General features: G+C 72.8%; 24 protein-coding genes and 1 pseudogene. 9 read left to right on the forward strand and 16 right to left on the reverse strand.

What is annotated here, in order from left to right:
* Positions 1 to 8 precede the first annotated feature (8 nt).
* Positions 9 to 1,307 carry a streptophobe family protein gene (locus ABZ948_RS26195; protein ID WP_359763425.1) on the reverse strand — a complete coding sequence of 433 codons (1,299 nt, stop codon included), beginning with the start codon at positions 1,305 to 1,307 and terminating at the stop codon, positions 9 to 11.
* A 179-nt stretch (positions 1,308 to 1,486) separates the two neighbouring features.
* Between ABZ948_RS26195 and ABZ948_RS26200 the strand changes: the two genes are divergently transcribed.
* Positions 1,487 to 2,614 carry a DUF6777 domain-containing protein gene (locus ABZ948_RS26200; protein ID WP_359763427.1) on the forward strand — a complete coding sequence of 376 codons (1,128 nt, stop codon included), beginning with the start codon at positions 1,487 to 1,489 and terminating at the stop codon, positions 2,612 to 2,614.
* A gap of 19 nt (positions 2,615 to 2,633) precedes the next feature.
* On the opposite strand, the gene ABZ948_RS26205 is transcribed toward ABZ948_RS26200, so the two are convergent.
* Genes ABZ948_RS26205 through ABZ948_RS26215 form a run of 3 tightly spaced genes read right to left on the reverse strand, consistent with a single transcriptional unit; the run spans position 2,634 to position 3,768 of the window.
* The gene (locus ABZ948_RS26205) at positions 2,634 to 3,050 is read right to left on the reverse strand and encodes a PRC-barrel domain-containing protein (RefSeq protein ID WP_359763429.1); all 417 of its coding nucleotides are present in this window, start codon (positions 3,048 to 3,050) and stop codon (positions 2,634 to 2,636) included.
* Entirely contained in the window at positions 3,047 to 3,631 is a 585-nt protein-coding gene (locus ABZ948_RS26210; protein ID WP_359763431.1) for a PRC-barrel domain-containing protein, read from the reverse strand. Before ABZ948_RS26210 ends, ABZ948_RS26205 begins: the two co-directional genes overlap by 4 nt.
* Positions 3,628 to 3,768 (reverse strand): hypothetical protein, encoded by a 141-nt coding sequence (locus ABZ948_RS26215; protein WP_359763433.1) that lies wholly within the window; start codon positions 3,766 to 3,768, stop codon positions 3,628 to 3,630. The genes ABZ948_RS26210 and ABZ948_RS26215 overlap by 4 nt, the downstream gene beginning before the upstream one ends.
* Before the next feature lie 186 nt (positions 3,769 to 3,954).
* Here ABZ948_RS26215 and ABZ948_RS26220 point away from each other — a divergent pair, with 186 nt between their 5' ends.
* Entirely contained in the window at positions 3,955 to 4,419 is a 465-nt protein-coding gene (locus ABZ948_RS26220) for an ATP-binding protein (protein ID WP_359763434.1), read from the forward strand.
* Positions 4,420 to 4,558: 139 nt separating this feature from the next.
* Here the strand turns inward: ABZ948_RS26220 and ABZ948_RS26225 are convergent, their stop codons facing one another.
* Positions 4,559 to 5,446 carry an RNA polymerase sigma factor SigF gene (locus ABZ948_RS26225; protein WP_359763436.1) on the reverse strand — a complete coding sequence of 296 codons (888 nt, stop codon included), beginning with the start codon at positions 5,444 to 5,446 and terminating at the stop codon, positions 4,559 to 4,561.
* 252 nt (positions 5,447 to 5,698) lie between these two features.
* Here ABZ948_RS26225 and ABZ948_RS26230 point away from each other — a divergent pair, with 252 nt between their 5' ends.
* Positions 5,699 to 6,127, forward strand: a complete 429-nt coding sequence (locus ABZ948_RS26230; RefSeq protein ID WP_359763438.1) for a helix-turn-helix domain-containing protein — start codon at positions 5,699 to 5,701, stop codon at positions 6,125 to 6,127.
* An 18-nt stretch (positions 6,128 to 6,145) separates the two neighbouring features.
* On the opposite strand, the gene ABZ948_RS26235 is transcribed toward ABZ948_RS26230, so the two are convergent.
* From ABZ948_RS26235 to ABZ948_RS26245, 3 genes and pseudogenes are all read right to left on the reverse strand, one after another.
* Complete coding sequence (locus ABZ948_RS26235; protein WP_359763440.1) at positions 6,146 to 6,748, reverse strand: ClpP family protease; 603 nt, start codon at positions 6,746 to 6,748, stop codon at positions 6,146 to 6,148.
* A complete protein-coding gene (locus tag ABZ948_RS26240; RefSeq protein ID WP_359763442.1) occupies positions 6,748 to 7,389 on the reverse strand; it encodes an ATP-dependent Clp protease proteolytic subunit in 642 nt (213 codons plus the stop codon). Before ABZ948_RS26240 ends, ABZ948_RS26235 begins: the two co-directional genes overlap by 1 nt.
* A 134-nt stretch (positions 7,390 to 7,523) precedes the next feature.
* Positions 7,524 to 8,224, reverse strand: a pseudogene (locus ABZ948_RS26245) (alpha/beta fold hydrolase).
* Between the two features lie 118 nt (positions 8,225 to 8,342).
* Here ABZ948_RS26245 and ABZ948_RS26250 point away from each other — a divergent pair.
* Entirely contained in the window at positions 8,343 to 8,822 is a 480-nt protein-coding gene (locus tag ABZ948_RS26250; RefSeq protein ID WP_359763444.1) for a VOC family protein, read from the forward strand.
* A gap of 58 nt (positions 8,823 to 8,880) precedes the next feature.
* On the opposite strand, the gene ABZ948_RS26255 is transcribed toward ABZ948_RS26250, so the two are convergent.
* From ABZ948_RS26255 to ABZ948_RS26270, 4 genes are all read right to left on the reverse strand, one after another.
* Positions 8,881 to 9,819: an SGNH/GDSL hydrolase family protein gene (locus tag ABZ948_RS26255; protein ID WP_359763446.1), complete on the reverse strand. Its 939-nt coding sequence runs from the start codon at positions 9,817 to 9,819 to the stop codon at positions 8,881 to 8,883.
* Positions 9,820 to 9,906: 87 nt separating this feature from the next.
* Complete coding sequence (locus ABZ948_RS26260) at positions 9,907 to 10,821, reverse strand: geranyl diphosphate 2-C-methyltransferase (RefSeq protein ID WP_359763448.1); 915 nt, start codon at positions 10,819 to 10,821, stop codon at positions 9,907 to 9,909.
* A 14-nt stretch (positions 10,822 to 10,835) separates the two neighbouring features.
* A complete protein-coding gene (locus ABZ948_RS26265; RefSeq protein WP_359763450.1) occupies positions 10,836 to 11,897 on the reverse strand; it encodes a family 2 encapsulin nanocompartment cargo protein terpene cyclase in 1,062 nt (353 codons plus the stop codon).
* 466 nt (positions 11,898 to 12,363) lie between these two features.
* Positions 12,364 to 13,815, reverse strand: coding sequence for a family 2B encapsulin nanocompartment shell protein (locus tag ABZ948_RS26270; RefSeq protein ID WP_359763452.1), 1,452 nt, complete (start codon positions 13,813 to 13,815; stop codon positions 12,364 to 12,366).
* Positions 13,816 to 14,276: 461 nt separating this feature from the next.
* Here ABZ948_RS26270 and ABZ948_RS26275 point away from each other — a divergent pair, with 461 nt between their 5' ends.
* Positions 14,277 to 15,077, forward strand: a complete 801-nt coding sequence (locus ABZ948_RS26275; RefSeq protein WP_359763454.1) for a VOC family protein — start codon at positions 14,277 to 14,279, stop codon at positions 15,075 to 15,077.
* 33 nt (positions 15,078 to 15,110) lie between these two features.
* Complete coding sequence (locus tag ABZ948_RS26280) at positions 15,111 to 15,824, forward strand: ribonuclease H family protein (RefSeq protein ID WP_359763456.1); 714 nt, start codon at positions 15,111 to 15,113, stop codon at positions 15,822 to 15,824.
* A 30-nt stretch (positions 15,825 to 15,854) separates the two neighbouring features.
* Here the strand turns inward: ABZ948_RS26280 and melC2 are convergent, their stop codons facing one another.
* Both melC2 and melC1 read right to left on the reverse strand, forming a co-directional pair.
* Positions 15,855 to 16,676: a tyrosinase MelC2 gene (melC2, locus tag ABZ948_RS26285; RefSeq protein ID WP_359763458.1), complete on the reverse strand. Its 822-nt coding sequence runs from the start codon at positions 16,674 to 16,676 to the stop codon at positions 15,855 to 15,857.
* Between the two features lie 32 nt (positions 16,677 to 16,708).
* Entirely contained in the window at positions 16,709 to 17,077 is a 369-nt protein-coding gene (melC1, locus tag ABZ948_RS26290) for an apotyrosinase chaperone MelC1 (RefSeq protein ID WP_359763460.1), read from the reverse strand.
* Between the two features lie 341 nt (positions 17,078 to 17,418).
* Here melC1 and ABZ948_RS26295 point away from each other — a divergent pair, with 341 nt between their 5' ends.
* Positions 17,419 to 18,627, forward strand: a complete 1,209-nt coding sequence (locus ABZ948_RS26295; RefSeq protein ID WP_359763462.1) for an FAD-dependent monooxygenase — start codon at positions 17,419 to 17,421, stop codon at positions 18,625 to 18,627.
* Here the strand turns inward: ABZ948_RS26295 and ABZ948_RS26300 are convergent.
* Positions 18,624 to 20,363 (reverse strand): cholesterol oxidase substrate-binding domain-containing protein, encoded by a 1,740-nt coding sequence (locus ABZ948_RS26300; protein WP_359763464.1) that lies wholly within the window; start codon positions 20,361 to 20,363, stop codon positions 18,624 to 18,626. The two genes, ABZ948_RS26295 and ABZ948_RS26300, sit on opposite strands and share 4 nt — an antisense overlap.
* A 139-nt stretch (positions 20,364 to 20,502) precedes the next feature.
* Between ABZ948_RS26300 and ABZ948_RS26305 the strand changes: the two genes are divergently transcribed.
* Entirely contained in the window at positions 20,503 to 21,486 is a 984-nt protein-coding gene (locus ABZ948_RS26305; protein ID WP_359763466.1) for an aldo/keto reductase, read from the forward strand.
* 9 nt (positions 21,487 to 21,495) lie between these two features.
* Here ABZ948_RS26305 and ABZ948_RS26310 read toward each other — a convergent pair whose 3' ends face one another.
* Positions 21,496 to 21,843, reverse strand: coding sequence for a hypothetical protein (locus tag ABZ948_RS26310; protein ID WP_359763468.1), 348 nt, complete (start codon positions 21,841 to 21,843; stop codon positions 21,496 to 21,498).
* A 148-nt stretch (positions 21,844 to 21,991) separates the two neighbouring features.
* Here ABZ948_RS26310 and ABZ948_RS26315 point away from each other — a divergent pair, with 148 nt between their 5' ends.
* Positions 21,992 to 22,489: a DUF6328 family protein gene (locus ABZ948_RS26315; protein WP_359763470.1), complete on the forward strand. Its 498-nt coding sequence runs from the start codon at positions 21,992 to 21,994 to the stop codon at positions 22,487 to 22,489.
* The last annotated feature ends 24 nt before the right edge of the window (positions 22,490 to 22,513 follow it).

A 22,513-nucleotide genomic window follows, 5' to 3' on the forward strand; every position in this document is an offset into this window, starting at 1 on the left:
GTCCGGAGTCAGTGCTCCCGGACCGGACCCGCCTCGCCCCGCCGCCGCACGTGCCGGGCCAGCAGCGCCCCGGCGAACCCGGTCACCAGCCCCCACGGCACGGCCAGCCCCACCGCACCCCACAACCGGGGTCTGAGGAACAGCTCGCCCGCGAGACCGCCGCCCAGGTCGCCGATGCCGAGCACGGACAGGCCGTAATGCGCGGAGATCCGCCCCACGAGGCAGATCATGAACACCGTCAGCACCAGCGCGACGGCCATGTGCACGGCGTGCTGCCAGGCCCGGACCCGGGCCGGGGACCGGGCGGCCATCACGAACGCGGCGCCCAGCAGCAGCACGGCGTCGACGACCAGCAGCCACCACACCCGGCCGTCGTGCTCCGCCAGCGTCCTCAGGTTCAGCTCGGAGATGTCCGGGGTGCGCAGCACCTCGTCGAGCACCTGCGGCATCGGCAGCCCGAACGGCCCCTCCACCCTGCCGTTCCAGGTGGCGCCGAGCCCGATCGTCAGCGCCAGCCACACCAGGTTGGGCATGCCCAGCAGGATCACCGCGAACGTCTCAGCCACGTGCCCCCGCGTCACCGCGACGACGAGCGCCACGACCACGCCGATGGCGACACAGGCGAGCAGCAGCGCGACCACCGCGTACGCGGCCGGCCGTACGGAGGCCTGGAACCGCAGCAGTCCGCCCGGCAGCGGAGCCCCGCGCGACACCAGCAGCGCCAGCACCAGCACACCGGCCAGCCACACCACGCCGACGAACACGGACAGCGGGACGTCGCTGGTGAAGCCGACCTTCGGCGAGGCGCCGAACAGGTCGCCGAGTTCGCCCAGCGCGTCGTTCCCGAGGGAGATGTCGAAGGTGTGCCGGGCGGCGAGCGTCAGGGCGATCAGCGCGAGCAGCCACAGCGCCGCGATCCGGGCGGCCCACCCGGCCAGCTCCCGGGCACCGGCGACCGCGCGGTGCCGCAGCGGCCGCAGGAAACCCCAGGCGATCACCAGCGCCCCGGTGAGGGTGACCGACAAGGGGATCACTGTCAGGCCCGCCTGCGTGTCGGCGAGGTCCCCGGCGCTCCCGGAGAGCTCCACGGTGCCCCCGACGGCGGTGACCACGGTCGCCGCGACGACCGGGGCGAACGCGCCGTCCGGCAGGTCGGCGGCCCCGGCCGCCCACAGGCCGAGCGCGGCCACCACCGCCATGGCGAGCAGCCCGCCGAGCACCGTGACGAGGGCCTGCGCCCAGCCGTGGCGGGCGGCGACCCGCTCGCCCGCGGGACGGACCTGGCCGGAGGGGATGCGCGAACTCACGCTGCCACGCTAAGCAGCACCCGCGCCGCCCGCCCGCCGGGAGGTCCGTCCGCGTCGGCTTGCGGGGCGTACCGGACCGGAGCACACAATGAACTCGTAGTGGAAAAAGCGGCCTACACCGGGATCAATGCCTCGGATGTGCGGAGGCCGCGAGAGAACCCACGCGGGAAGAAGAGCTCGTGAGCGTCGAACCGCCGTCGTCCGGCCGCCCCACAGGACCCCCCTCGGGCCCGCTGTCGGGCCCCTCCCAGCCGCCGCCGGGGGGCGGCCCGCCCCCCGAGCCGCCGAGCGGGGGCGGCGAGCCGCCCGAGCCGCGCCGCCCGTGGTGGGGATCCGTCCCCCGTGTCGCGCTGATCGCCGGCGCCCTCGTGGCCGCCGTCGTCCTGGTCGTGGTGTTCACCCGCCCCGACGGCGGCGGCACCGGCGCGTCCGACGGCGGCACCAGGACGTCCGAGGGCGAGGTCTTCCTCCAGCCCGCGGCGGACACCGGCCCCGACCCGTTCACCGAGTCCACGGCGAAGGAGAGCTCCGCCGCGCCGGTCTCGCCCTCGCCCACCGAGCTGGCCCCGCAGAACACCGTCCAAGGCGTGCAGGGCGGCGCGCCCGGCCTCTACGGCGGCACCCGCAACGTGGCCAGCTGTGACGTGGAGAAGCAGATCTCGTACTTCGAGGGCGCCCCCGACAAGCAGCGGGCGTTCGCCTCCGTCGCCCGCGTGGACCCGTCCGACGTCCCCGCGTACCTGCGTTCGCTCACCCCGGTGCAGCTGCGCATGGACACCCGCGTCACCAACCACGGCTACAAGGACGGCGCCGCCACCAGCTACCAGGCCGTCCTCCAGTCCGGCACGGCCGTCCTCGTCGACGACCGCGGCGTGCCCCGGGTGCGCTGCGCGTGCGGCAACCCGCTGACCCCGCCGGTCGCCCAGCAGACCGCGCCGAAGGCCTCCGGCGACGCGTGGCCGTCGTACAAGTCGTCGAACGTCGTCGTGGTCACCCCCGCGCCCGAGCCGGTCGACGTCTTCGTCATGTGCGAGCGCGACGGCGAGTGGTTCGAGCGTCACAAGGGGGACACGGGCGCGAAGGACCGCAAGACCGAGAAGCCGGACAAGCCCTCCCCGTCGGTGAGCGTGACCACGCCGACATCGCCGACCGACCCGACCTCGTCGGAGCCGCCCACGAGCGAACCGCCGACCTCGGAGCCGGAGACGTCGTCCGAGCCGCCTACGAGCGAGCCGCCGACGTCCGAACCCCAGCCGCCCGGGAGTGACACCGGGAGCGTCACGACCGACCAGGCCCCGGCCTCCTGACTCACCCGGCACGGACGACTCAGCCGGCACGGACCACCAGGGCGTAGTCGCCGAGCCCGAGCAGGCGATCGGCCGGCACCTCGACCCGGGCGCCGACGACCGCCTCGAGGCGGCCCGTCTCCGGCTCGAACGCCACGTCCTGGACCGTGCCGAGCTCGTCACCCGTCTCGGCGAGGATCCGCAGGCCCGGCAGCTCGTGGTGCGGCGGCACCTCGGCGGGGGCGGCGGACGAGCGCACCAGCACGGCGTCCGGGCCGACGGCGTGCAGGGCGCCCCAGGCCAGCACCGTCTCCTTGCGGGAGTGCCTGCCGCGCACCCGGACGTGGGTGACCACGCCGGAGGCGGCGTCGACCGTCAGCGACCTCACGACGCCGATCTCCTCCGCGTCGGCCAGCGTCAGCACCGGCAGGCCCCGCGCCTGCGAGAACAGCATCACGACGGCGTCCCCTTCCGCTCGTCACGGAAGGCACCGACCCGGGCGACGAAGTCCGTCAGGTCGTCGGCGACGTAACGGGTGGCGTCCGCGGGGATGACCAGCGCCCGCCCCGAGACGGCGAGCGTCTCCCCGCGCGGCACGTACACCCGGTGCCGACGGCGTCTGGAGCCCTGCACGAGTGCCTTGGCGGCGGCGATCCGGAAGCCCACGACCCGGCCGCTGGTGCCGCCCTCGACGACCACGTCGAGCACCGTGCCGACCTCCGAGCCCTCGTCGGTCAGGACTTTCGCGTGCAGCACCCGGCCCTGCTGGGCCTCGCGGCGCGCCACCACGACGGACGTGTCCTGCAGGGCGAGGGCGTCGCGGATCATCACGGCGTCATGGCCCAGCGAGTGCACCGCCGCCCAGGGCAGGCTCTGCTTCAGCGGGCCGGACAGCAGGCCGCGGCCGCTGAGCGTGAAGCCGGTGACGCGCCCGGCCGCGGCGTCGAAGACGGTGTCCTTGACCTGCGCGACGGCGTCTCCGCCCAGCGTGACGACCGGCAGGGTCGTCAGGCTCCGCGCCGCCATCAGCTCGTTCATCGCACGCCCTTCCCACCGGGCCCGCGCCGTACCGCGATGACGGTCCCCGACCGCCGGCCGGCCTGCACGGCGAGCGTCACCACAAGGATCGCGGCGAGCGCCGCGACCACCACGACCAGCCACATCCACCAGGCCACCGCACACCTCCGGCGATCCGCCCGGCCGCCCTCGGCCGGTCCTGGTTCCTTCCGGGTGCCCCGCGGACGGGGGACAATGCCCAGGGCACTGGACGGACGGACAGCTGTCAGGACTGCACCGCGCGGCTCGGGGTACGAGCACTGGTGCAGAGCGTCCGGCCAGTCCGGCTTCCCAGAGAGAAACGCATGATCGACCACCTGGACGGGGCAGTGATACCGACTGGTTTCGACGTGCCCGTGGAACCGCTGAGGCGGGCGGCACACTATTCGGGCGAGCAGGGATGCATCGCCGAGGCGCGGTCCTTCGCCGCGCTCTTCCTCGAGCAGCTCAGGACCGAGTGGTGCGCGCGCATCGACGACCGCGTCGACGGCGCCGTGCTGCTGGTGGTGAGCGAGCTGGTCACCAACGCCGACCGCCACAGCAACGGGCCGTACATCCTGGAGCTCGTGGGCACGGACACCGCGGTGACGGTGTCGGTCTACGACAGCAGCTCCGCCCTGCCCCGCATCTTCCCGCGCAACCCCGAGCGCGTCGGCCGGCACGGCCTGGAGATCGTCCACGCGCTCGCCGAGCAGGTCAGCGTGGAACGGGTGCCGGTGGGCAAGCGCGTACGCGCCGTGCTGCCCCTCGCCGACGAAGCCGGTGGGTGAGCCCCTCCGCGTGTGAGGCTCCGCCGGGACGCTCCGCGCGCCGTGGCCCCCGGGAGGCGGCCGTCCGCGCCTCGGACGCCGTCGCGGGTGTCGTCCCCTCCCGCATGGGGGGCGGCACCCGCGACGGCGTCCGGCTGTGTCAGGCGCAGCCCAGCTCGCCCAGCATGCCCTCGCGCAGCCGGGTGATGATCCGCTTGATCAGGCGGGAGACGTGCATCTGGGAGCAGCCGAGCCGCTCGCCGATCTCCGCCTGGGTGGCCTCCTCCACGAACCGCATGTGGATGATCTGCCGGTCCCGCTCGCTGAGCTCCGCCATGAGCGGGGCGAGCGAGTGGAAGTCCTCGACGAGCCGCAGCCCGTCCTCCTCCACCCCGATGAAGTCGGCCAGGACGGCCTCGCCGCCCTCCGGCCCGTCACCGGTGAGCGCGGCGTCCAGCGAGGAGGAGTTGTACCCGTTCGCGGCGATCTGCCCCTCGATGACCTGGCTCTCGGAGATGTTCATCAGCGTGGCCAGCTCCGCGACCGTCGGCTCGCGGTCCAGCCGGCTCGCGAGTTCCTCACGGGCCTTGGCCAGCTCCACGCGCAGCTCCTGCAGCCGCCGCGGCACGTGCACCGCCCACGTGGTGTCCCGGAAGAAGCGCTTGATCTCGCCGACGATGTACGGCAGCGCGAAGGAGGTGAACTCGACCTCGCGGCTCAGCTCGAACCGGTCGATCGCCTTGATCAGGCCGATCATGCCGGTCTGGACGATGTCCTCCATGTCGTCGCCGCGGCCCCGGAACCGGCCGGCCGCGAACCGCACGAGCGACATGTTCATCTCGATCAGCGTGTTGCGCGCGTACTGGTACTCGTGCGTGCCCTCTTCGAGTTCCGTCAGGCGCTGGAAGAACTGGCGGGACAGCTCCCTGGCGTCCCGCGGGGCCACGGACCGCGGGTCCGCGACTCCCGGCAGTGCTCCGTCACCCGTGCTGGCCTCGGCGTTCTCCTCGACGACCTGTGCCTTCGACCGGATCACGGCGGTCTCCATTACCTCTCCCCGAACGTCATGGCGGACATCTGCCTAGGTCCTTCCGGGTTGCGGGTACCCGGGCAGGCGCCACACATGCGCGCGAATGTCCGACGGGCGGGAAAACCGGCTGCCGGGCCTCCTCCGCCGACGGCACCCGGGCCGGGGCGCAGCCCCGCCAACCTCCCTGCCGGGAGAGCGCGTTGGGGCCATTCCACCCAGGGCGGAACGCCGGGCCCTTCCCCCGGCGAGCAGGACTCCTAGGCTGGAGCGGTGAGCAACCACGTGCCGAACGAAGCCCGCGTCATCCCCCTGCGTCCGCACGGCGCGCGCCCCCAGGCGGCCCGCCCCACCGCCGCTCCGCCGCGCCCCGGACCCCCGGCCCCCGCCCCGAAGGAGCCCCTGTGGCGTGACCTCGTGGGCGACGTCCTGCGCCGTGAACGCCTCGCGCAGGAGCGCACCCTGAAGGACGTCGCCGACGAGGCGCGCATCTCGATGCCCTACCTGTCGGAGGTGGAGCGCGGCCGCAAGGAGGCCTCCTCGGAGGTCCTCGCGGCCGCCGCCCAGGCCCTCGGACTGGGCCTGGGCGACCTGCTGACGAGGGCGCAGGACGAGCTGAGCCGCGTCACCTCCCGGTACGCGGGCGGCGGCCGCCGCGGGGCGTCCACGTCGTCGTACGACGGGCTGTGCCTGGCCGCCTGAGCCCGGCCGGCCGGCGCCTCAGACCTTCACGGGGCGCCGGCTCAGCACCTCGTCGGCCAGCCCGTAGGCCACCGCCTCCCGCGCGGTGAACACCTTGTCGCGGTCCATGTCGGCCCGCAGGGTGCCCACGTCGTGGTGGGTGTGCCGGGCCAGCACCTCCTCCACCTGGGAGCGGATCCGCACCATCTCCTTGGCCTGCAGCGACAGGTCCGACGCCGTGCCGCGCGCTCCGCCCGTGGCCGGCTGCCCGAGCAGCACCCGGGCGTGCTCCAGCACGAACCGCCGCCCGGTGTCCCCGCCGGCCAGCAGCACGGCCGCCGTGGAGGCCGCCTGCCCGACGCAGAACGTCGAGATCGGCGCCTGCACGTACGTCATGGTGTCGTAGATGGCCATGAGCGAAGTGAACGAGCCGCCGGGGGAGTTGAGGTAGACCGCGATCTCGCTCTCCGGGGACGACGACTCCAGATGGAGCAATTGCGCGATGACGACGTTGGCGACGCCGTCGTCGATCTCGGTGCCGAGGAAGATGATCCGCTCGGACAGCAGCCTGCTGAACACGTCGTAGGACCGTTCGCCCTGCGGGGTGCGCTCGACGACGTTCGGAATCGTGTACGTACCCATCACTGAAGCCCCATCCTGCGCCGGGTGGCCGCCGGGCGGATGTCCGCGAGGGACTCCAGGACCCGGTCCACCATGCCGTACTCCTTGGCCTCCTCGGCCGTGAACCAGCGGTCCCGGTCGCCGTCCCGGGAGATGGTCTCCGGGGTCTGTCCGGTGTGCTCGGCGGTGATCCGCTCGATGGTCCGCTTGGTGAACTCCAGGTTCTCCGCCTGGATCTCGATGTCGGCGGTGGTGCCGCCGATGCCCCCCGACGGCTGGTGCATCATGACGCGCGCGTTCGGCAGGGCGTAGCGCTTGCCCGGCGTGCCGACGCAGAGCAGGAACTGGCCCATGCTGGCGGCGAAGCCCATGGCCAGGGTGGAGACGTCGTTGGGGATCAGCCGCATCGTGTCGTAGATCGCCAGGCCCGCGTGCACCGAGCCGCCGGGGCTGTTGATGTACAGGCTGATGTCGGTGCGCGGGTCCTCCGCGGACAGGATGAGCAACTGGGCGCAGACCCGGTTCGCGGAGACCTCGTCGACCTGCGTGCCCAGCAGCACGATGCGCTGCGCGAGCAGTTGGGCGGCGAGATGGTCGTCGAACCGGGTCGGAGGGGTGTCGCCCTCCTCCGCCCGCGGGGCGAGCGTCGTGAGTGGAGTCATCGGTTCTCCTCGTCGTGGCGGCGAGCGCCGTGGACGTGTCGGGATGTGCCGTCGACTCCACTCTTGACCTCGGACGATGCCCGCGAACGGTTTCTCTGCCCTCGGCAGATCCGCTACCGGCAGAGCCCCCGGGCTCAGCCCTTCTCGCGCAACTGGCGGAAGAACGCCCGCACGTCGCCGACCAGCAGATCGGGCTCCTCCATCGCCGCGAAGTGCCCGCCGCGGTCGAACCCGTCCAGCGCACGAGGTTCTCCGTGCGCTCGGCCCGGTGCCGCAGCGGGAGCTGGGGCTCGGCCGGGAAGGGGCAGCTCGTCCGAGTCCGTCCACTCGCGGAACTACTCCACGATCCAGGCGAGTTGCCGGCCGGCGAGTCTGTGAGGGCGTACGCCACGGTCTGTGGCCGGGCCGACTGGAGTACGGCGTAATCCGTGCCGTCACGGGAGTAGTCGCGCCAGCGGTGCCGGGAGGCGAGGGTGCGCTCCCGCTCCTCGGGGCCGAGCGCGTCCAGTTCCTTCTGGCTTCCCGCGGGATCGCCGCTGTCCGCCGTCGGCCCGGACAGCCCGAACCCGGGGATGCTCGGCACCACCACGGGGAACGCGTCGGACGGATCCCCTCCGTGGGCGGCCGGATCGGCCAGCGGTCCGACGACGTCCAGGAACTCCACGATCGAGCCCGGCCAGCCGTGGGTGATCATCAGCGGGGTGGCGCCCGAGCCGGGCGGCCCGTCCGGCCGGCGGGTGCGGTCGAGACGGTCGTGGAGGTCGTCGAGGTCGCGCCGCGGGATGTCGAGACGGAAGGGACGGACACCGCTGCCGGCGGTCTGGGACGTGGTCATGGCCGCGATGCCAGGGGGCGCCGTGAGGTGGCCGAACAATTTTCCCCGCCGAGCCGATGAGTTCCGGGCCGTCGGCCGGTCGACACAGATGACAGCGACCACGCCCCGGGAGGAACTCATGGCGACCGACGGTTTCACCACCTGCCTCTGGTTCGACGGCCAGGCCGAGGAGGCGGCCCACCACTACGTCTCGATCTTCAAGAACTCCAGCATCGGCAAGATCGCCCGCTACCCCGAGGGGGCGCTCCAGCCCGCCGGCGGCGTGATGACCGTCGAGTTCACGGCCAACGGCCACCGCTTCCTCGGGCTCAACGGCGGACCGCAGTTCAAGTTCACCGAGGCGGTCTCCTTCATGATCTTCTGCGCGAACCAGGAGGAGATCGACTACTACTGGACCAGGCTCACCGACGGCGGCGAGCCGGGCCCGTGCGGCTGGCTCAAGGACAAGTACGGCGTGTCCTGGCAGGTCGTCCCGGAGCGGCTCGACGAGATGATCACCGACCCGGACCCGGCGAAGGCGGCCCGGGTGACCGAGGCGTTCATGGCGATGGGCAAGTTCGACCTCGCCGCCCTGGAGAAGGCGTACGCGGGCGAGTGACCCACCGGCGCCCGCGGGAACCGGTCCGCAGCGCGCACACGGCGTCCATGCGAGGCGGTCAGCCCGTCGCGTGCCGAATCGTCGCGGTGATCTCCCGGGCGATCCGCAGGATGCCGGGGGAGCGGACCGGGCAGGGCTTCGGCGTGGACGTCGTGGGTGCCAGACAGAAGTGCAGGTAGTCGTCGTCGCGGTGCAGGGCCGTACGGTCGCGGGACGGCTGGGTGCAGTAGTCCCGGTGGGCGCGTTCGTGGGCCGTGCACGGCAGGTACTGCGTCCAGGTGTAGCGGCCGCCGGCCGGGCTCACCGCCTTCCCGGCGTCCGACACCAGGTCCCCCGTGGCGGCGGCCTGCTTCGCGTAGAGGGCGTTGACCCGCCGGACCCGGTCGGGGGTGGCCGGGTCCGGGCCCTGCGACACCCAGACGATCCTCGGGCGGCTGCCGTTCCCGGCCGCGGCGATCTGCTCGGCGAGCCGGCGCGCGTCGGCGGCGTACCGGGCGAAGTACCGGGCCGGGGACTTGGCGTAGGTGATGCCGTCCATGCACGGCGTGTAGCCCCAGGAGTTCCCCCAGAACTGCAGCACCACGAAGTCGGGCCGCAGCCTGCGCACCAGCGCGGCGGCCTTGTCGGCGGCCAGCACGAGGGACCGGTCGGCCGTGCCCTCCAGGTAGTCGCAGAGGGTGGTGCCGGAGTACGGGGCACTGGTGTACTCCGCCGCGACGTCCCGGCGTAACTCCTGTCCGAGGACCTTCTGCGCCTCCATCGCCAGCGAGTCGCCGAGGTACAGCACCCTGGGCGCCTTCTTCACCACCGCGCCGGGGGAGACGGGCGCGCGCCCGCGGGGCGGGGGCGCGCCCTGCTCGCCCGGGGCCGCGGGCCCGGGAGAGGCCGACGTACGCGGTGCGGCCGGCGGTGGCCCCTCGGGCGCGGACGCCGGATCCCCGCACGCGCCGAGCAGCACCCCGGCCAGCACCATCCCCACGACCCACGGCTTGCGCATACGGCAACTCCCACCCCGGCCACCGAAACGGCACTCAGGCAAGCACAGCCGGGCGCCGGGGGGAAGACGTCCACCGGACGCGGTGGGTCACACGCGGTCGGCGACGATCAGCAGGTACTGGAAACTGCCGTTCCGGTAGGCGGTGAGGAACGTGTCCTCGATGCCCGTGACCAGGTGCTCGGCCTGCCGGCGCAACTCCCAGTACGGAAGGGTCGCGGCCGTCAGGTCCTGCACGTGGACCGGGACCAGCCGGTTGCGGGCCATGGCCCGGAAGTACTCGGACCGCGGGTGGATGTCGCAGATGTAGTGGGCGTTGATCAGGGAGACCTCGCGCGAGGCCCGCCCGTAGGTGTCGTTGTAGCAGCCGGTGATCACCACGTAGCGGCCACCGCGGCGCAGCAGCCGGGCGTGCTCGGCGAACAGCAGGTCCAGCTCCACGTACATCGTCGACTCGTTGTTCCACGACGCCGCGAACGCGCCCGTCGGGAAGCCGGTGTCGAGCATGTTCCGGCAGTGGTAGCGGACCTTGCCGTCGATGCCCCGGCGCCGGGCCTGCTCGCCCGCGAAGTCGGCCTGCTTGGCGGAGAGGGTCACCCCGTCGGCCCGGCAGCCGTAGCGGAGGTGCGCCACCACGCTGCCGCCGCCGCGCCCGCATCCGGCGTCGAAGACGCGGTCGGCGGGGGAGAGGGGGCCGAGGCGGCCGGCGAGCAGTTCGGCCTGGGCGTGTTCGAGGCGGTGGAGTTCGGCGGTGATCCGCTCGCGGCGCCGCTCGGGGTCCTTCTCGTCGAGGACGGACCGGTCGGCCTCTCCGACGCCGTAGTGGTGGTGGTACAGGTCGTCGATCTTCCCGAGTTCCAGGTTGACCGGGTTCTCCTCCGCGTTCCAGTAGTCGGCCACGCGGTTCTGGTACGTCGAGTCGGCGGCGGTCCGGGTCGGCAGCGGTGCTGTCGTGGCGTCTGCGGTGGTGGTCACGGACGGCTCCTCGTGCTTCTGGCGTGACATCAAGGGATCGCGCTTCACCAGTAGTCGGGCAGGTGGTAGCGGTGGGTGTTGGTGGCGTGCCACTCGTGGTTGCCGGACACCCAGGCCGCAAGGCCCCGGGCGTAGCGCTCGACGAGCGGCGAGGAGGCGGACAGCGCCGCGGACTCCTCCTCGAAGGCGTCCATGATCTGGTTGTGGATCTCGACGGCCTTCAGATAGGCGGCCTTCAGCCCGCGCCGCTCCTCGGCGGCGATGACCAGCGGCAGGTTGAGGTGGTCGGGGTCGCCCGCCAGCTCCTTGGTGAAGGAGTACAGGTCGTTGACGATGGTGGTGGCGTTGCACGCCAGTGCGGTGATCCGCTGGATCTCCGGGCGGGCGTACACCGCCTCGGGCAGCTCGTAGCCGTCCACCGCGTCCACGATCGACAGACACGGGCGGAAGTTGTTGAACTGCCGCATCACCAGGTACTCCCAGACGCGCGGCACGTACCGCGTCTCCGCCCAGGCGGCCTCGGCGACGTACCCGAGGTGCAGCCGGGCGATGTCGTGCACGAACCGGTCGGTCTGACTGGGGGTGGCGAAGGCGGCGTAGTCCTTGAGCGCGCGGTGGTACGAGCGCAGCGGCCCGTCGGCCGTCAGGCCCCGGCGCCACTCCGCCTCCCGGTCGGGCGGACCGTGGTACGGGTCGAGCGCCGACTGGGCGATGACCAGCCGCCCGCCGAGTCCGCGCGAGGACCCGCCCCGGTCCTCGTCCTCGGAGCAGTAGCAGCTGTCGACGAGGTTCTCGGCCAGCAGCAGCTCACCGGCGACGGTGAGCCGGTCCAGGTCGGCGGCGCCCGGATGCTGCAGCACGACGGCCCGGCCGAACTGGAACCCCGCGAAGTCCCCGGTCCACGCCGGCGGGAACAGCTCCAGCGCGTGCGCCCAGGCCTCCAGCCTGCGGTCGATCTCCTTGACCTTCTCGGGATCGGGAGGCACGGCGGGCCGGTACCGCAGCCCGGGGACGGGACCACCGGGCCGGGCCCGTCCGGCCCGGGCGAGACGCGGGGGGCCGGGCGGGGCGGGCCGGGGGACGGGGGCCGGAGCATCGGCGGCCACCGGGGCCGGGACCCCGGCGAAGGCCGGGCCCGGAGGGCGGCCGGTGAGCGGTGTGCCAGGTGGGCCGGGGACTGGTGGGCGTGGTGATGCCGGAAGGCCGGTGAGCGGTGCGCCAGGTGGGCCGGAGATCGGCGAACGTGGTGGGCCGGGGACCGGTGGGCGTGGTGATGCCGGAAGCCCGGTGAGCGGTGCGCCAGGTGGGCCGGGGATCGGCGAACGTGGTGGGCCGGGGATCGGTGGGCGTGGTGATGCCGGAAGGCCGGTGAGCGGTGTGCCAGGTGGGCCGGGGATCGGCGAACGTTGTGGGCCGGGGATCGGTGGGCGTGCTGATGCCGGAAGGCCGGTGAGCGCTGAGCCAGGTGGACCCGGGACCGGTGGGCGTGGTGATGCCGGAAGGCCGGCGAGCGGTGAGGCCGGTGTGTCGGGGGTCGGGGGAGTGTTCACGGGCGTACTCCACTCCACCCCGTCAGCCGGCCGTCCGGCCGATCTGGACGTTCTCCAGGATGCCCGCGGCGTCGGGCACCAGGATGGCCAGCGAGTAGTAGGCGGTCACCAGGTAGCGGATGATCGCGGTGTCGTCGACGCCCATGAACCGCACGTTCAGGCCCGGCTGGTACTCCTCGGGGATACCGGTCTGGAACAGTCCGACGACCCCTTGGTCGGCCTCTCCGGTGCGCAGGGCGATGATGCTGCTGGTGTGCTGGTCGCTGACCGGGATCTTGCCGCACGGGAAGAGCGGGACACCCCGCCAGGCGGGCACCTCGTGGCCCTCGACGTTCACCGTGCCCGGCACCAGCCCCCGCTTGTTGCACTGGCGGAAGAACGCCGCGATGGCCTTCGGGTGGGCGAGGAACAGCCGTGTCTTGCGCCGCATCGACAGCAGCTCGTCCAGGTCGTCCGGCGTCGGCGGGCCCGAGAACGTGCTGATGCGCTGGCTGTAGTCGACGTTGTGCAGCAGCCCGAACTCGCGGTTGTTGACCAGCTCCCACTCCTGGCGCTCGCGGATCTCCTCGATGGTCAGCCGGAGCTGCTGCTCGGTCTGGTCCATCGGGTCGTTGTAGAGGTCGGCGACCCGGGTGTGGACCCGCAGCACGGTCTGCGTGAGCGACAACTCGTACTCGCGCGGGGCGAGTTCGTAGTCGACGAAGCCGCCGGGCAGGACCGGCTCGCCCACGTGCCCGGCCTGCACCGGCACGTCCGCCTCGCCCTTGCGGTTCATCGGTTTGCTCTGCCGCTCGGCGTAGGCCTCCAGATGGGCCGCGAGGGACGGGACGCGGTCGGTGTACTCCCGCAGCGTGTCCCAGGACAGCACCAGCACCACACCCGCGGTCTCCGCGCGCACGGACGTCAGCCAGAGCGGATCGGCCCGCCCCACGGCCTCGTCGCCGAGCCCCTCGCCGTCCGTGACGACGCCGATGACCTCCTCCTCGCCGTACTTGCCGGTGGCGTACCGGGTGAACCGGCCGTGCACGATCAGGTAGGCCTCGGTGACGGGCTGGCCGGCCTCGAACAGCACCTCTCCGACGCGCACCTCACGGACCTCGAACCGGGAGGCGATCTCCTTCAGCGCCTCGGTGTCCGAGTAGCCGCGCAGCACGGGCAGCTCGGTCAGCGTCGCGGGGATCACCCGGATGTCGTCGGCCCCGTTCTGCTCGAACTGCACCCGGCCCCGGCCCAGGCGCAGGGTCAGCCGCCGGTTGACCCGGTACGCACCGCCCCGGACGTCGACCCACGGCAGCGTCTTCAGCAGCCACCGCGAGGTGATGGCCTGCATCTGCGGGACGGACTTGGTGGTCGTGGCGAGCCGGCGGGCCGCCTGGGTGCTGAGGCTGGTGAGCTGCGCCTCGGTGGGTGCCGCGGCGGGCTGGGGCGCGGGGTCGTCGGTGGCGGGGCCGGTGGTGCTCTCGGGTGCGGACACATTCCCTCCCTGGGGTGGAGCGGACAGCGTGAGACGCCCCCGGGACAAGCGGGAGCGGGCCGAGCGGTCGGCGGGGGTGGATGGAGTGGTCGGCGAAGACGGCGGGACGGCCGGCGAGGCCGGCGGCCTCGTGGCGCCGGTGAGCCGGGCGGGCCTCGAGTACCAGCCAAACAGCGGCAGAGGCGGCCGGATAACCGCGTGAAGGGGGCGGCTTCTCGCGTCGGCGGTGGCAAACCCCCGCTCGGGGCGGAGGACGAACCTCCGTGTGATCCCACGCCGGTCTCCCGCCCCGCGCCGCCGGGCGCACGGGGCGCGCGAACGCCGCCGACACGGTCGTGCACTCGCCGTGGCCACCGCCCGCGCACCCGTCCGCAAGCGGCTCGCGCTCGGCGCGCGGGGCGGCCCGCAGGTGACTAGCGTGAGGAAACGGACCATCCACCCGTCCGGAGAGGGTCGCAGCCATGGCCGTGCAACCTGAAGGAGCCCCTTGCTGGGCCGACGCGATGTTCAGCGACCTCGAAGGGGCCAAGAGCTTCTACGGGGACGTCCTCGGCTGGACCTTCGCCGAGGCGTCGGCGGAGTTCGGCAACTACACCGAGGCCTACGCGAACGGCAAGGCGGCCGCCGCCGTCGTCCCGCCCATGCCCGGCCAGGAAGGCGTGTCGCAGTGGTGCCTGTACTTCGCGGCCCGGGACGCCGCCGCCACCGCGCGGAAGATCCGCGAGAACGGCGGCGAGGTGGTGATGGAGCCGATGCAGGTCGCCGACCTCGGCACCATGTGCCTGGCCCGCGACCCCGGTGGCGTGATGTTCGGCCTGTGGCAGGCCGGCACCCACGAGGGCTTCGACACGGAGATGGGCGGGCCGGGGGCGTTCTGCTGGGCGGAGGTCTTCACCCGCGAGCCGCGGAAGTCCGACGCGTTCTTCCCCGCGGTCTTCGGCTACAGCGCCCAGCAGATGCAGGACCACACGATGGACTTCCGGGTCTACAACCTCGGTGAGCGACCCGCCCTCGGCCGCATGGAGATGACGGACGACTTCCCGCCCGAGATGCCGCCGTACATCAACGTCTACTTCGGCGTGGCCGACTGCGACGAGACGGTCTCCAAGGCCACGAAGCTCGGCGCGACGCTGCAGTTCGGACCGATGGACACCCCCTTCGGGCGGTTCGCGGCGCTGACCGACCCCCAGGGCGCGAACTTCTCCGTGATCGACACCACGCGGACCGAGGGCGAGATGCCGGCCATGACCGACGTCTCCTGAACGGCCGGGACGGGCACCCGGCACGCCCATGGCATGATCGTGTCCATGGGTGAACGTGTTGTGGCCGCGTGCGACGGGGCTTCGAAGGGAAACCCCGGGCCCGCGGGCTGGGCCTGGGTCGTCGCCGACGCTTCCGAGACGCCGGAGCGGTGGGAGGCGGGGCCGCTCGGCAGGGCCACCAACAACGTCGCCGAACTGACCGCGCTGGAGCGCCTGCTGGCGGCGACCGACCCGGGCGTGCCGCTCGAGATCCGCATGGACTCGCAGTACGCGATGAAGGCCGTCACCACCTGGCTGCCGGGCTGGAAGCGCAACGGCTGGAAGACGGCCGCCGGGAAGCCGGTCGCCAACCAGGACCTCGTCGTGCGCATCGACGAACTGCTGGACGGCCGCTCGGTCGAGTTCCGCTACGTCCCCGCCCACCAGGTCGACGGCGACCGGCTCAACGACTTCGCCGACCGCGCCGCCAGCCAGGCCGCGACCGTCCAGGAGCCCGCGGGCAGCGGCCTCGGCTCCCCCGAGCCGCCGCCCGCCCCGGACACCCTGGCCAAGGCCCCGCGCTCCCGCTCACGCGGCGGCGCCGCCCGCACCGGGAGGACCTCCGCGGCGAAGGGCTCCTCGCGCACGATCAAGGCGAAGTTCCCCGGCCGCTGCCAGTGCGGCCGCTCCTACGCGGCCGGCGAGCCCATCGCGAAGAACGACAGCGGCTGGGGCCACCCCGAGTGCCGCCCCGCCGCACCCGTCTGACCCCCGCCGCACCCGTCTGACCAGCCGCCCCTAGGCGTCGAACGTGTAGTGCGGCGTGTGGTCCAGCAGGTCCGCCGGGGTCGTGTCGTGCCACGGCCGCATCGTCTCGCGCAGGTCGATCACATTCGGCGTGCCCGCGGCCGGCAGATAGCCGGAGCGGGGGTGGCGCCGCTGCCAGTCGGCCCACAGCTTGTCTATGAAGGCGTGGTGCAGCCAGAACACCGGGTCGTTGGGGGAGACCCCGGTGGCCATCTGCCCGCCGACCCAGACATGGACGCGGTTGTGCAGGTTGACGCCGCGCCACCCCTCGAGGTGGTTGCGGAAACCGTCCGAGCCGCTGTTCCAGGGCGCCATGTCGTACGTCGGCATCGCCAGCACCGAGTCGACCTCCGCCCGCGTCGGCAGCTCGCGCCCCCCGGACCCCAGGGAACGGCGCAGGAACGTACGCCCGTCGACCCGCACGTTGATCGGCCAGTCGCCGCTCGACGCGGAGAACGGCCCGTCCGTCACCCGGCCGTCCCGCTCGCGCCCGGTGCCCCCGAGGAAGTCGGGCGCCCACAGCGAGGCACGCGGCGTACGGTCGACGGTCCAGTCCCAGTACGGCAGGCTCACCGACGCGTCCACCGACTGCAGCGCCCGCTCGAACTCCAGGAGGAATCTTCGGTGCCAGGGCAGGAAGGACGGGGAGCGGTGGCCCGTCCGCTCGCCGTCGTCGGTGTCGGAGACGATGAACGCGTTGTGCGTGGTGACGAACGCGTCGTAGCGGCCGGTGCGCTTCAGCTCGATCAGCGCGGCGACGAAACGCCGCTTCTCGTCGGCGGTCAGGGCGGACTGGTTCTTGCGGACAGCCATGTGCGGGTGCTCCAGGTGCGGTGCGGTACGGGTCAGTTGGCGGGGAACGGCAGCAGCGGCGCGCCCTGCAGCTCGTCCACCGCGGCACGGGCGGCGGCGCGCGGCGTGGCCACCGGGTCGTAGTGGCTGACGACGCTGATCCAGCTGCCGTCGGCGTTGCGCATCACGTGCAGTTCCACGCCGTCGACGAACACCGCGTAGCCCGCGCCGTGGTGGTGGTGACCGGACCCGGAGGCCGGCCGGCCCTGTATCCGGCGGCCCTTGTAGACCTCGTCGAAGGACGCGGGGGAGCCGTGGTGCCCGGCGGTGGTCGCGGCCCGGGCCAGGGCCGGCACGGTTCCCGCGGCCGTGGCGAGGGCGGCCGCGGCGGTGAGCGTGCGGCGACGGCTGAGTTCCGGCATACGGACCTCCTGGGGTCGTTCGGGTGATGACCCCGTATGCCTATCGGCCCGTCCGGTAACGGGCGAAATCCCCTCGAGCCGGTTGGCTGCGATCCGGGCGATTCCCCTTATGTCGTGCAAGGTTGAACCAGGATGATCTTGTCGCGGCGGCCCGCGTGAGCCGGTGCGGAGGGGGAAATTCCGCCCGCTTCGGGGGCTGTGGCGGATGTTCCTCCCCGGGCGGCCGGCGGCTCGTGGTGCGCGTCACGCCGCGAAGCTGACGTGAAACGGCGGTTCGGTCGATGATGCTTTTGTCCTGCTACTCTGCGTCCGCAATCGACAGCTCTCGGTAATTCTCAGGGGTGTGCGTGAAGGTCGCCTGTGTCGGTGGCGGGCCCGCCGGTCTGTATCTCTCGATCCTGCTCAAGCGGCAGGACCCGTCCCACGACATCACCGTCCACGAACGCGACCCGGAGGGCTCGACGTACGGCTGGGGCGTGACGTACTGGCGCGGACTGCTGGAACAACTCCACGCGCAGGACCCCGAGTCGGCGCGCGCCCTGGACGCCGGCTCCGTCCGGTGGTGCGACGGCGTCGCCCGCGTCGGGGACCTGACGGCCCGGCACAGCGGCGACCAGGGCCACGGCATCGGCCGCCACCGCCTCCTGGAGATCCTCGCCGCCCGGGCCCGCGACCTCGGCGTGCGACTGGAGTACGCGTCCGGGATCGAGCCGGAGGCACTGCCCGACGCCGACCTGGTGGTGGCGGCCGACGGTGTCCGCAGCGCCCTGCGCACCCGCCACGCGGCGCACTTCGGCACCCGGCTCACGACCGGCCGCAACCCCTACGTGTGGCTCGGCACCACCAAGGTCTTCGACGCCTTCACCTTCGCGTTCGTGGAGACCCGCCACGGCTGGATCTGGTGCTACGGCTACGCCTACGGCCCCGACCGCAGCACCTGCGTCGTCGAGTGCGCGCCCGCCACCTGGACCGGACTCGGGCTCGACCGCGCCGGCGAGACCGACGGACGGGCCCTGCTGGAGGGCCTCTTCGCCGACGTCCTGGACGGCCATCCCCTGCTGGGACGCCCCGGCGGAACCCCGTGGCAGACCTTCCGCACCCTCACGAACCACACCTGGCACCACGGCAACCTCGTCCTGCTGGGCGACGCCGCCCACACCACCCACTACTCCATCGGCGCCGGCACCACCCTCGCCCTGGAGGACGCGATCGCCCTGGCCACGGCGCTGCGCGAGCACGCCGCTCTCCCGCAGGCCCTCGCCCGCTACGAGCACGAACGCAAGCGGGCCCTCCTGCCCCTGCAGAGCGCGGCCCGCTACAGCGCCCAGTGGTACGAGAACCTCCCGCGCTACATCCACCTGCCGCCGGAGCGCATGTTCGCCCTCCTCGGCCAGCGCCACTCGCCCCTGCTGCCGCACGTCCCGCCGCAGCTCTACTACCGGCTCGACCGGGCGGCCGGGCAGCTGGAGACGCTGCGCAGGTTCAAGCGCTGGCTGGGCCCGAAGGTGGCGCGGACCGTACAGGCCAGAGAGCTGACCGCCCGCTCCTAGGCGCCCTGGTGGCTGTCCGTGAACAGCCGGTCCAGGAAGGCATTGCCGTAGACCCGGTGCGGATCGAGGCGGTCCAGGATCGCGGTCGCCTCGGCCCACTCGGCCGGGCCGACCGCCGCCGGCACCACCGAGTCCAGCACCTCCCCGTCGCTCCACACGCCGTCGTCCGTGTAGGCCCACCCCTTGGACCACTCGACCCGGGTCAGGGCGTAGCCGCCGTCGAAGGTGCGCAGCAGGAACCGCTCGATCTCGCGCAGGAACACCTCCGCGTCCGGCGTGCCCGGCAGGGTCAGGACGTCCAGCCACACCGCCGTGTCCCACTCGGGGCGGTCCTGGCGCGGCCGGAGCGCGGACAGCAGCGGCGGGCGGGCCCCGGCCGCCTCCGCGTCGCCCGGGTCGTCCAGGCCGGTCACCCGGATCTCCACCGAGCCGTTGACGGGGAAGCTGCCCCGCGCGGCGTACGCCGTGAGCCGCTCCCGGTAGAACGCCGCGAACTCGGCGACGACCCGCTGCACGCTCTCCCGCGAGGTGAGGACCGCGTAACCGTCGGCGTGCACCTTCAGGGTGGTCGGCTTCAGGTACAGCAGCGTGTTCTTGGACGGCCCCCAGAGGTCGGCCGACAGCGTCGCCACCAGCCCGAGCGCCGCCGCGTCGTACTGCGCGTTGCCCAGCACCGGCGCGAGGTACCAGGCCGCCTCCGACGTCATACTGCCCACCAGCTCCGCCACCGGGGCCGGGATGTTGTCGGAGAACGGGTAGTTGTACGGCCGCGTCACCGTCCGCGAGGTCAGCGGGCGGGTGGGGGAGACGCTCCACACCTTCAGCCAGGGGTGTTCGGTGAAGGCGAACCAGATCGCCTCGACCCGGCCGGCCTCGTCCAGGAAACGCGCGAGCGTCCGCCCGTCGGAGCCGGGCGCGGCGAACAGCTCCCCGGCCGGGATGTCCGTGCGGCTCACACACCGCAGCCGGGTGTCGGCCCCCACCCGCAGCACCACCTCGGTCACCAGCGACCGCCCCAGGTGGGTCAGCAGCGCGGCGCCGTCCGCCTCGTCGCGGTGGAAGGTGCGCAGCACGTACGCGCCGGCCCGGGAGTCCCAGACGACCGCCGTCAGGGACAGGACCAGATTGCTGAGCGAGCCGTACGTGTGCCCGGGGAGCCGCCGCTCGCCCCGCGCGGGGACGGCGGTGCCGTGCCCGTCGACGGCCAGGACCCCGCCGAGGGTGAGGACACCGGGTGCCGGTGCGGCCGTGACGCCGAGGCCGTGCTCCTCCAGGAAGCCGAGCAGGGCCTCCATGGTCACGCCCGTCCCGGCGCGCACGGACGTGGGGGAGTCCAGCGCGAGGCCGGTGAGGTGGGGCGCGGTGTCGACGAGGAGGACGGGCGCGGCCGCTGCCGTCCCCTCCGTCACCGTCAGGGGCGACCAGCCGTGCGAGGCGCCCCGGGCCCGCACCCGCCACCCGTGCCGCCACGCCCAGTTGACGACGGCGACCACCTGGTCCGGGCCGTCCGGCGCGCACGCCCACAGGCCGTCTGCGGTGATCTCGCCGACCCAGTTCCGGTACGCCGAGCGGTACAGCGCGACGTCCGCCGGGAAGTCCGGCAGCTCCGCGGCGGCCACCGCCGGATCCGCCGGCAGACCGGGCACGGCGGCCAGCGCGGCCGCGGTGAGAAGGAAGCCCCGGCGCGTCCAACGCGGGTCGGCCGACGGGAAGTTGCTCTCTGCACCAGTTGTCACGTGCAGTCACGCTAGAGGCCGGTTGACACGTGACATATCCCCGCTCCCTCTATTCACTCGTGTGAGTGAATCTGGTGGGTTCGGCAGGCCGGAGCAGCACCCTCCGCGCGGGGCCGTGACGGATGACAGACTGACGCCCATGGACGAGCGCACATTCGACAGGTCGGGTCAGCACGCTTCCGTCGTCGGTCTCGGTACGTGGCAGCTGGGTGCCGACTGGGGAGACGTCGACGACAAGGAAGCCCTCGCGGTACTGGAGGCGGCGGCCGAGGCGGGGGTGACCTTCTTCGACACCGCCGACGTCTACGGCGACGGCCGCAGCGAGCAGACCATCGCCACGTTCCTCAGCGGCCGGCCGGACCTGCACGTCCTGGTCGCCACCAAGATGGGCCGCCGGGTCGACCAGATCCCCGAGAACTACGTGCTCGACAACTTCCGCGCCTGGAACGACCGCTCCCGGCGCAACCTCGGCGTCGACCGCGTCGACCTGGTGCAGCTGCACTGCCCGCCGACGCCCGTCTACTCCACGGACGAGGTGTTCGACGCCCTCGACACCCTGGTCGAGGAGGAGCGGATTGCCGCGTACGGCGTCAGCGTCGAGACCTGCCAGGAGGCGCTGACCGCGATCGCCCGGCCGGGCGTGGCGAGCGTGCAGATCATCCTCAACCCGTTCCGCATGAAGCCCCTGCGCGAGGTGCTCCCGGCCGCCCGCGAGGCCGGCGTGGGCATCATCGCCCGCGTCCCGCTCGCCTCCGGCCTGCTGTCGGGCAAGTACACGCGGGACACGGTCTTCCCGGAGAACGACCACCGCACCTACAACCGGCACGGCGAGTCCTTCGACGTCGGCGAGACCTTCTCCGGCGTCGACTACGCCACCGGCGTCGAGGCGGCCGCCGAGTTCGCCGCGCTCGCCCCCGAGGGCTACACCCCCGCCCAGCTGGCGCTGCGCTGGATCATCGAGCAGCCCGGCGTGACGACCGTGATCCCGGGGGCCCGCTCGCCCGAGCAGGCCCGCGCCAACGCGGCCGCCGCCCGGCTGCCCGACCTGCCCGGCGAGACGCTCACGGCGATCCGCGACCTGTACGAGCGGCGGATCCTGGAGCAGGTGGAGAACCGCTGGTAGGGACCGCCCTCACGGCACCAGGAGCAGCTGCCTCTCCTGCTCCTGGTCGCCGGACGCGGCACCGTCGTCACGCGCCGTGAAGGCCCGGGTGAGCGTGTCGCTCGCCCGCCGCACCGCCTCCGGAGCGCCCTGCACCGTGACGGTCACCGGCGCGGACAGCCGCCCCGCGCCCTCCTCGGTGCTCCCGCCGCCACCTGCGTGCGCGCCGCCGTCGAAGGTCGCCATGTGCACCGTCGCGTTCTCGTCGGCGGGAAGCTCGTCCGGCGCACCGAACGTCCCTTCCAGCGCCCGGACGACCGCTCGCGCGTCGTCGGCGCCTCCGCCGCTGAGCGTCACGGTGAGCTGCGTACCGGACATGCGTCCACGACCTCCTCGGGCTCTGCGTCATTCGCGCCGTCCGTGTAACCGTCCCCTGATCGCTCAAACCGCGCGCGGCCCGGGACGACGGCCCTTTCCGGGGAACCCGCGAAGAGCAAGGACGCGCGAGTTCACACCGGGAGGACCAGTGACCGACACGGCAGAGGGCGGGGCCAGGCGCCGGGGGCGCAACGAGACCGAGGAGGAGAGAGCGGACCGGATGTGGCAGGAGCTCATCCAGGAGGTCCGCGTGGCGCAGATGGGCGTGCAGATCCTGTTCGGCTTTCTGCTCACCGTGGTGTTCACCGAGAAGTACGACGACCTGACCGACACGGACCAGACGATCTACCTGGTGACGGTCGTGCTCGGCGCATGCGCGACCGGCGCGCTGATCGGGCCGGTGTCCCTGCACCGCCTCGTCTCCGGGCGGCGCGTCAAACCGCAGGCGGTGCAGCTGGCGTCCCGGCTGACGCTGCTCGGCCTGGTGCTGCTGCTGGCCACGACGACGTCCTCACTGCTGCTGATCCTCCGCGTGGCGACCCACGACGGTTTCGTGCCCTATCTGGTGGCCGGCGTGGTCGGCTGGTACCTGCTGTGCTGGTTCGTCCTGCCGCTGTGGACCCGGCACCGCCACACCTCCAGGTGACCGGGAGGTTCGTCGGCGGCGTGG

Source organism: Streptomyces olindensis, from assembly GCF_040645895.1.
GTDB classification, from domain to species: domain Bacteria; phylum Actinomycetota; class Actinomycetes; order Streptomycetales; family Streptomycetaceae; genus Streptomyces; species Streptomyces olindensis.

Bases quoted from the DNA above. Each gene is read 5' to 3' on its own strand.
- ABZ948_RS26210 (WP_359763431.1), bottom strand. From the start codon at position 3,631: ATGAACGAGCTGATGGCGGCGCGGAGCCTGACGACCCTGCCGGTCGTC.
- ABZ948_RS26220 (WP_359763434.1), top strand. From the start codon at position 3,955: ATGATCGACCACCTGGACGGGGCAGTGATACCGACTGGTTTCGACGTG.
- ABZ948_RS26225 (WP_359763436.1), bottom strand. From the start codon at position 5,446: ATGGAGACCGCCGTGATCCGGTCGAAGGCACAGGTCGTCGAGGAGAAC.
- ABZ948_RS26235 (WP_359763440.1), bottom strand. From the start codon at position 6,748: ATGGGTACGTACACGATTCCGAACGTCGTCGAGCGCACCCCGCAGGGC.
- ABZ948_RS26240 (WP_359763442.1), bottom strand. From the start codon at position 7,389: ATGACTCCACTCACGACGCTCGCCCCGCGGGCGGAGGAGGGCGACACC.
- ABZ948_RS26250 (WP_359763444.1), top strand. From the start codon at position 8,343: ATGGCGACCGACGGTTTCACCACCTGCCTCTGGTTCGACGGCCAGGCC.
- ABZ948_RS26255 (WP_359763446.1), bottom strand. From the start codon at position 9,819: ATGCGCAAGCCGTGGGTCGTGGGGATGGTGCTGGCCGGGGTGCTGCTC.
- ABZ948_RS26260 (WP_359763448.1), bottom strand. From the start codon at position 10,821: ATGTCACGCCAGAAGCACGAGGAGCCGTCCGTGACCACCACCGCAGAC.
- ABZ948_RS26275 (WP_359763454.1), top strand. From the start codon at position 14,277: ATGGCCGTGCAACCTGAAGGAGCCCCTTGCTGGGCCGACGCGATGTTC.
- ABZ948_RS26280 (WP_359763456.1), top strand. From the start codon at position 15,111: ATGATCGTGTCCATGGGTGAACGTGTTGTGGCCGCGTGCGACGGGGCT.
- melC2 (WP_359763458.1), bottom strand. From the start codon at position 16,676: ATGGCTGTCCGCAAGAACCAGTCCGCCCTGACCGCCGACGAGAAGCGG.
- melC1 (WP_359763460.1), bottom strand. From the start codon at position 17,077: ATGCCGGAACTCAGCCGTCGCCGCACGCTCACCGCCGCGGCCGCCCTC.
- ABZ948_RS26305 (WP_359763466.1), top strand. From the start codon at position 20,503: ATGGACGAGCGCACATTCGACAGGTCGGGTCAGCACGCTTCCGTCGTC.
- ABZ948_RS26310 (WP_359763468.1), bottom strand. From the start codon at position 21,843: ATGTCCGGTACGCAGCTCACCGTGACGCTCAGCGGCGGAGGCGCCGAC.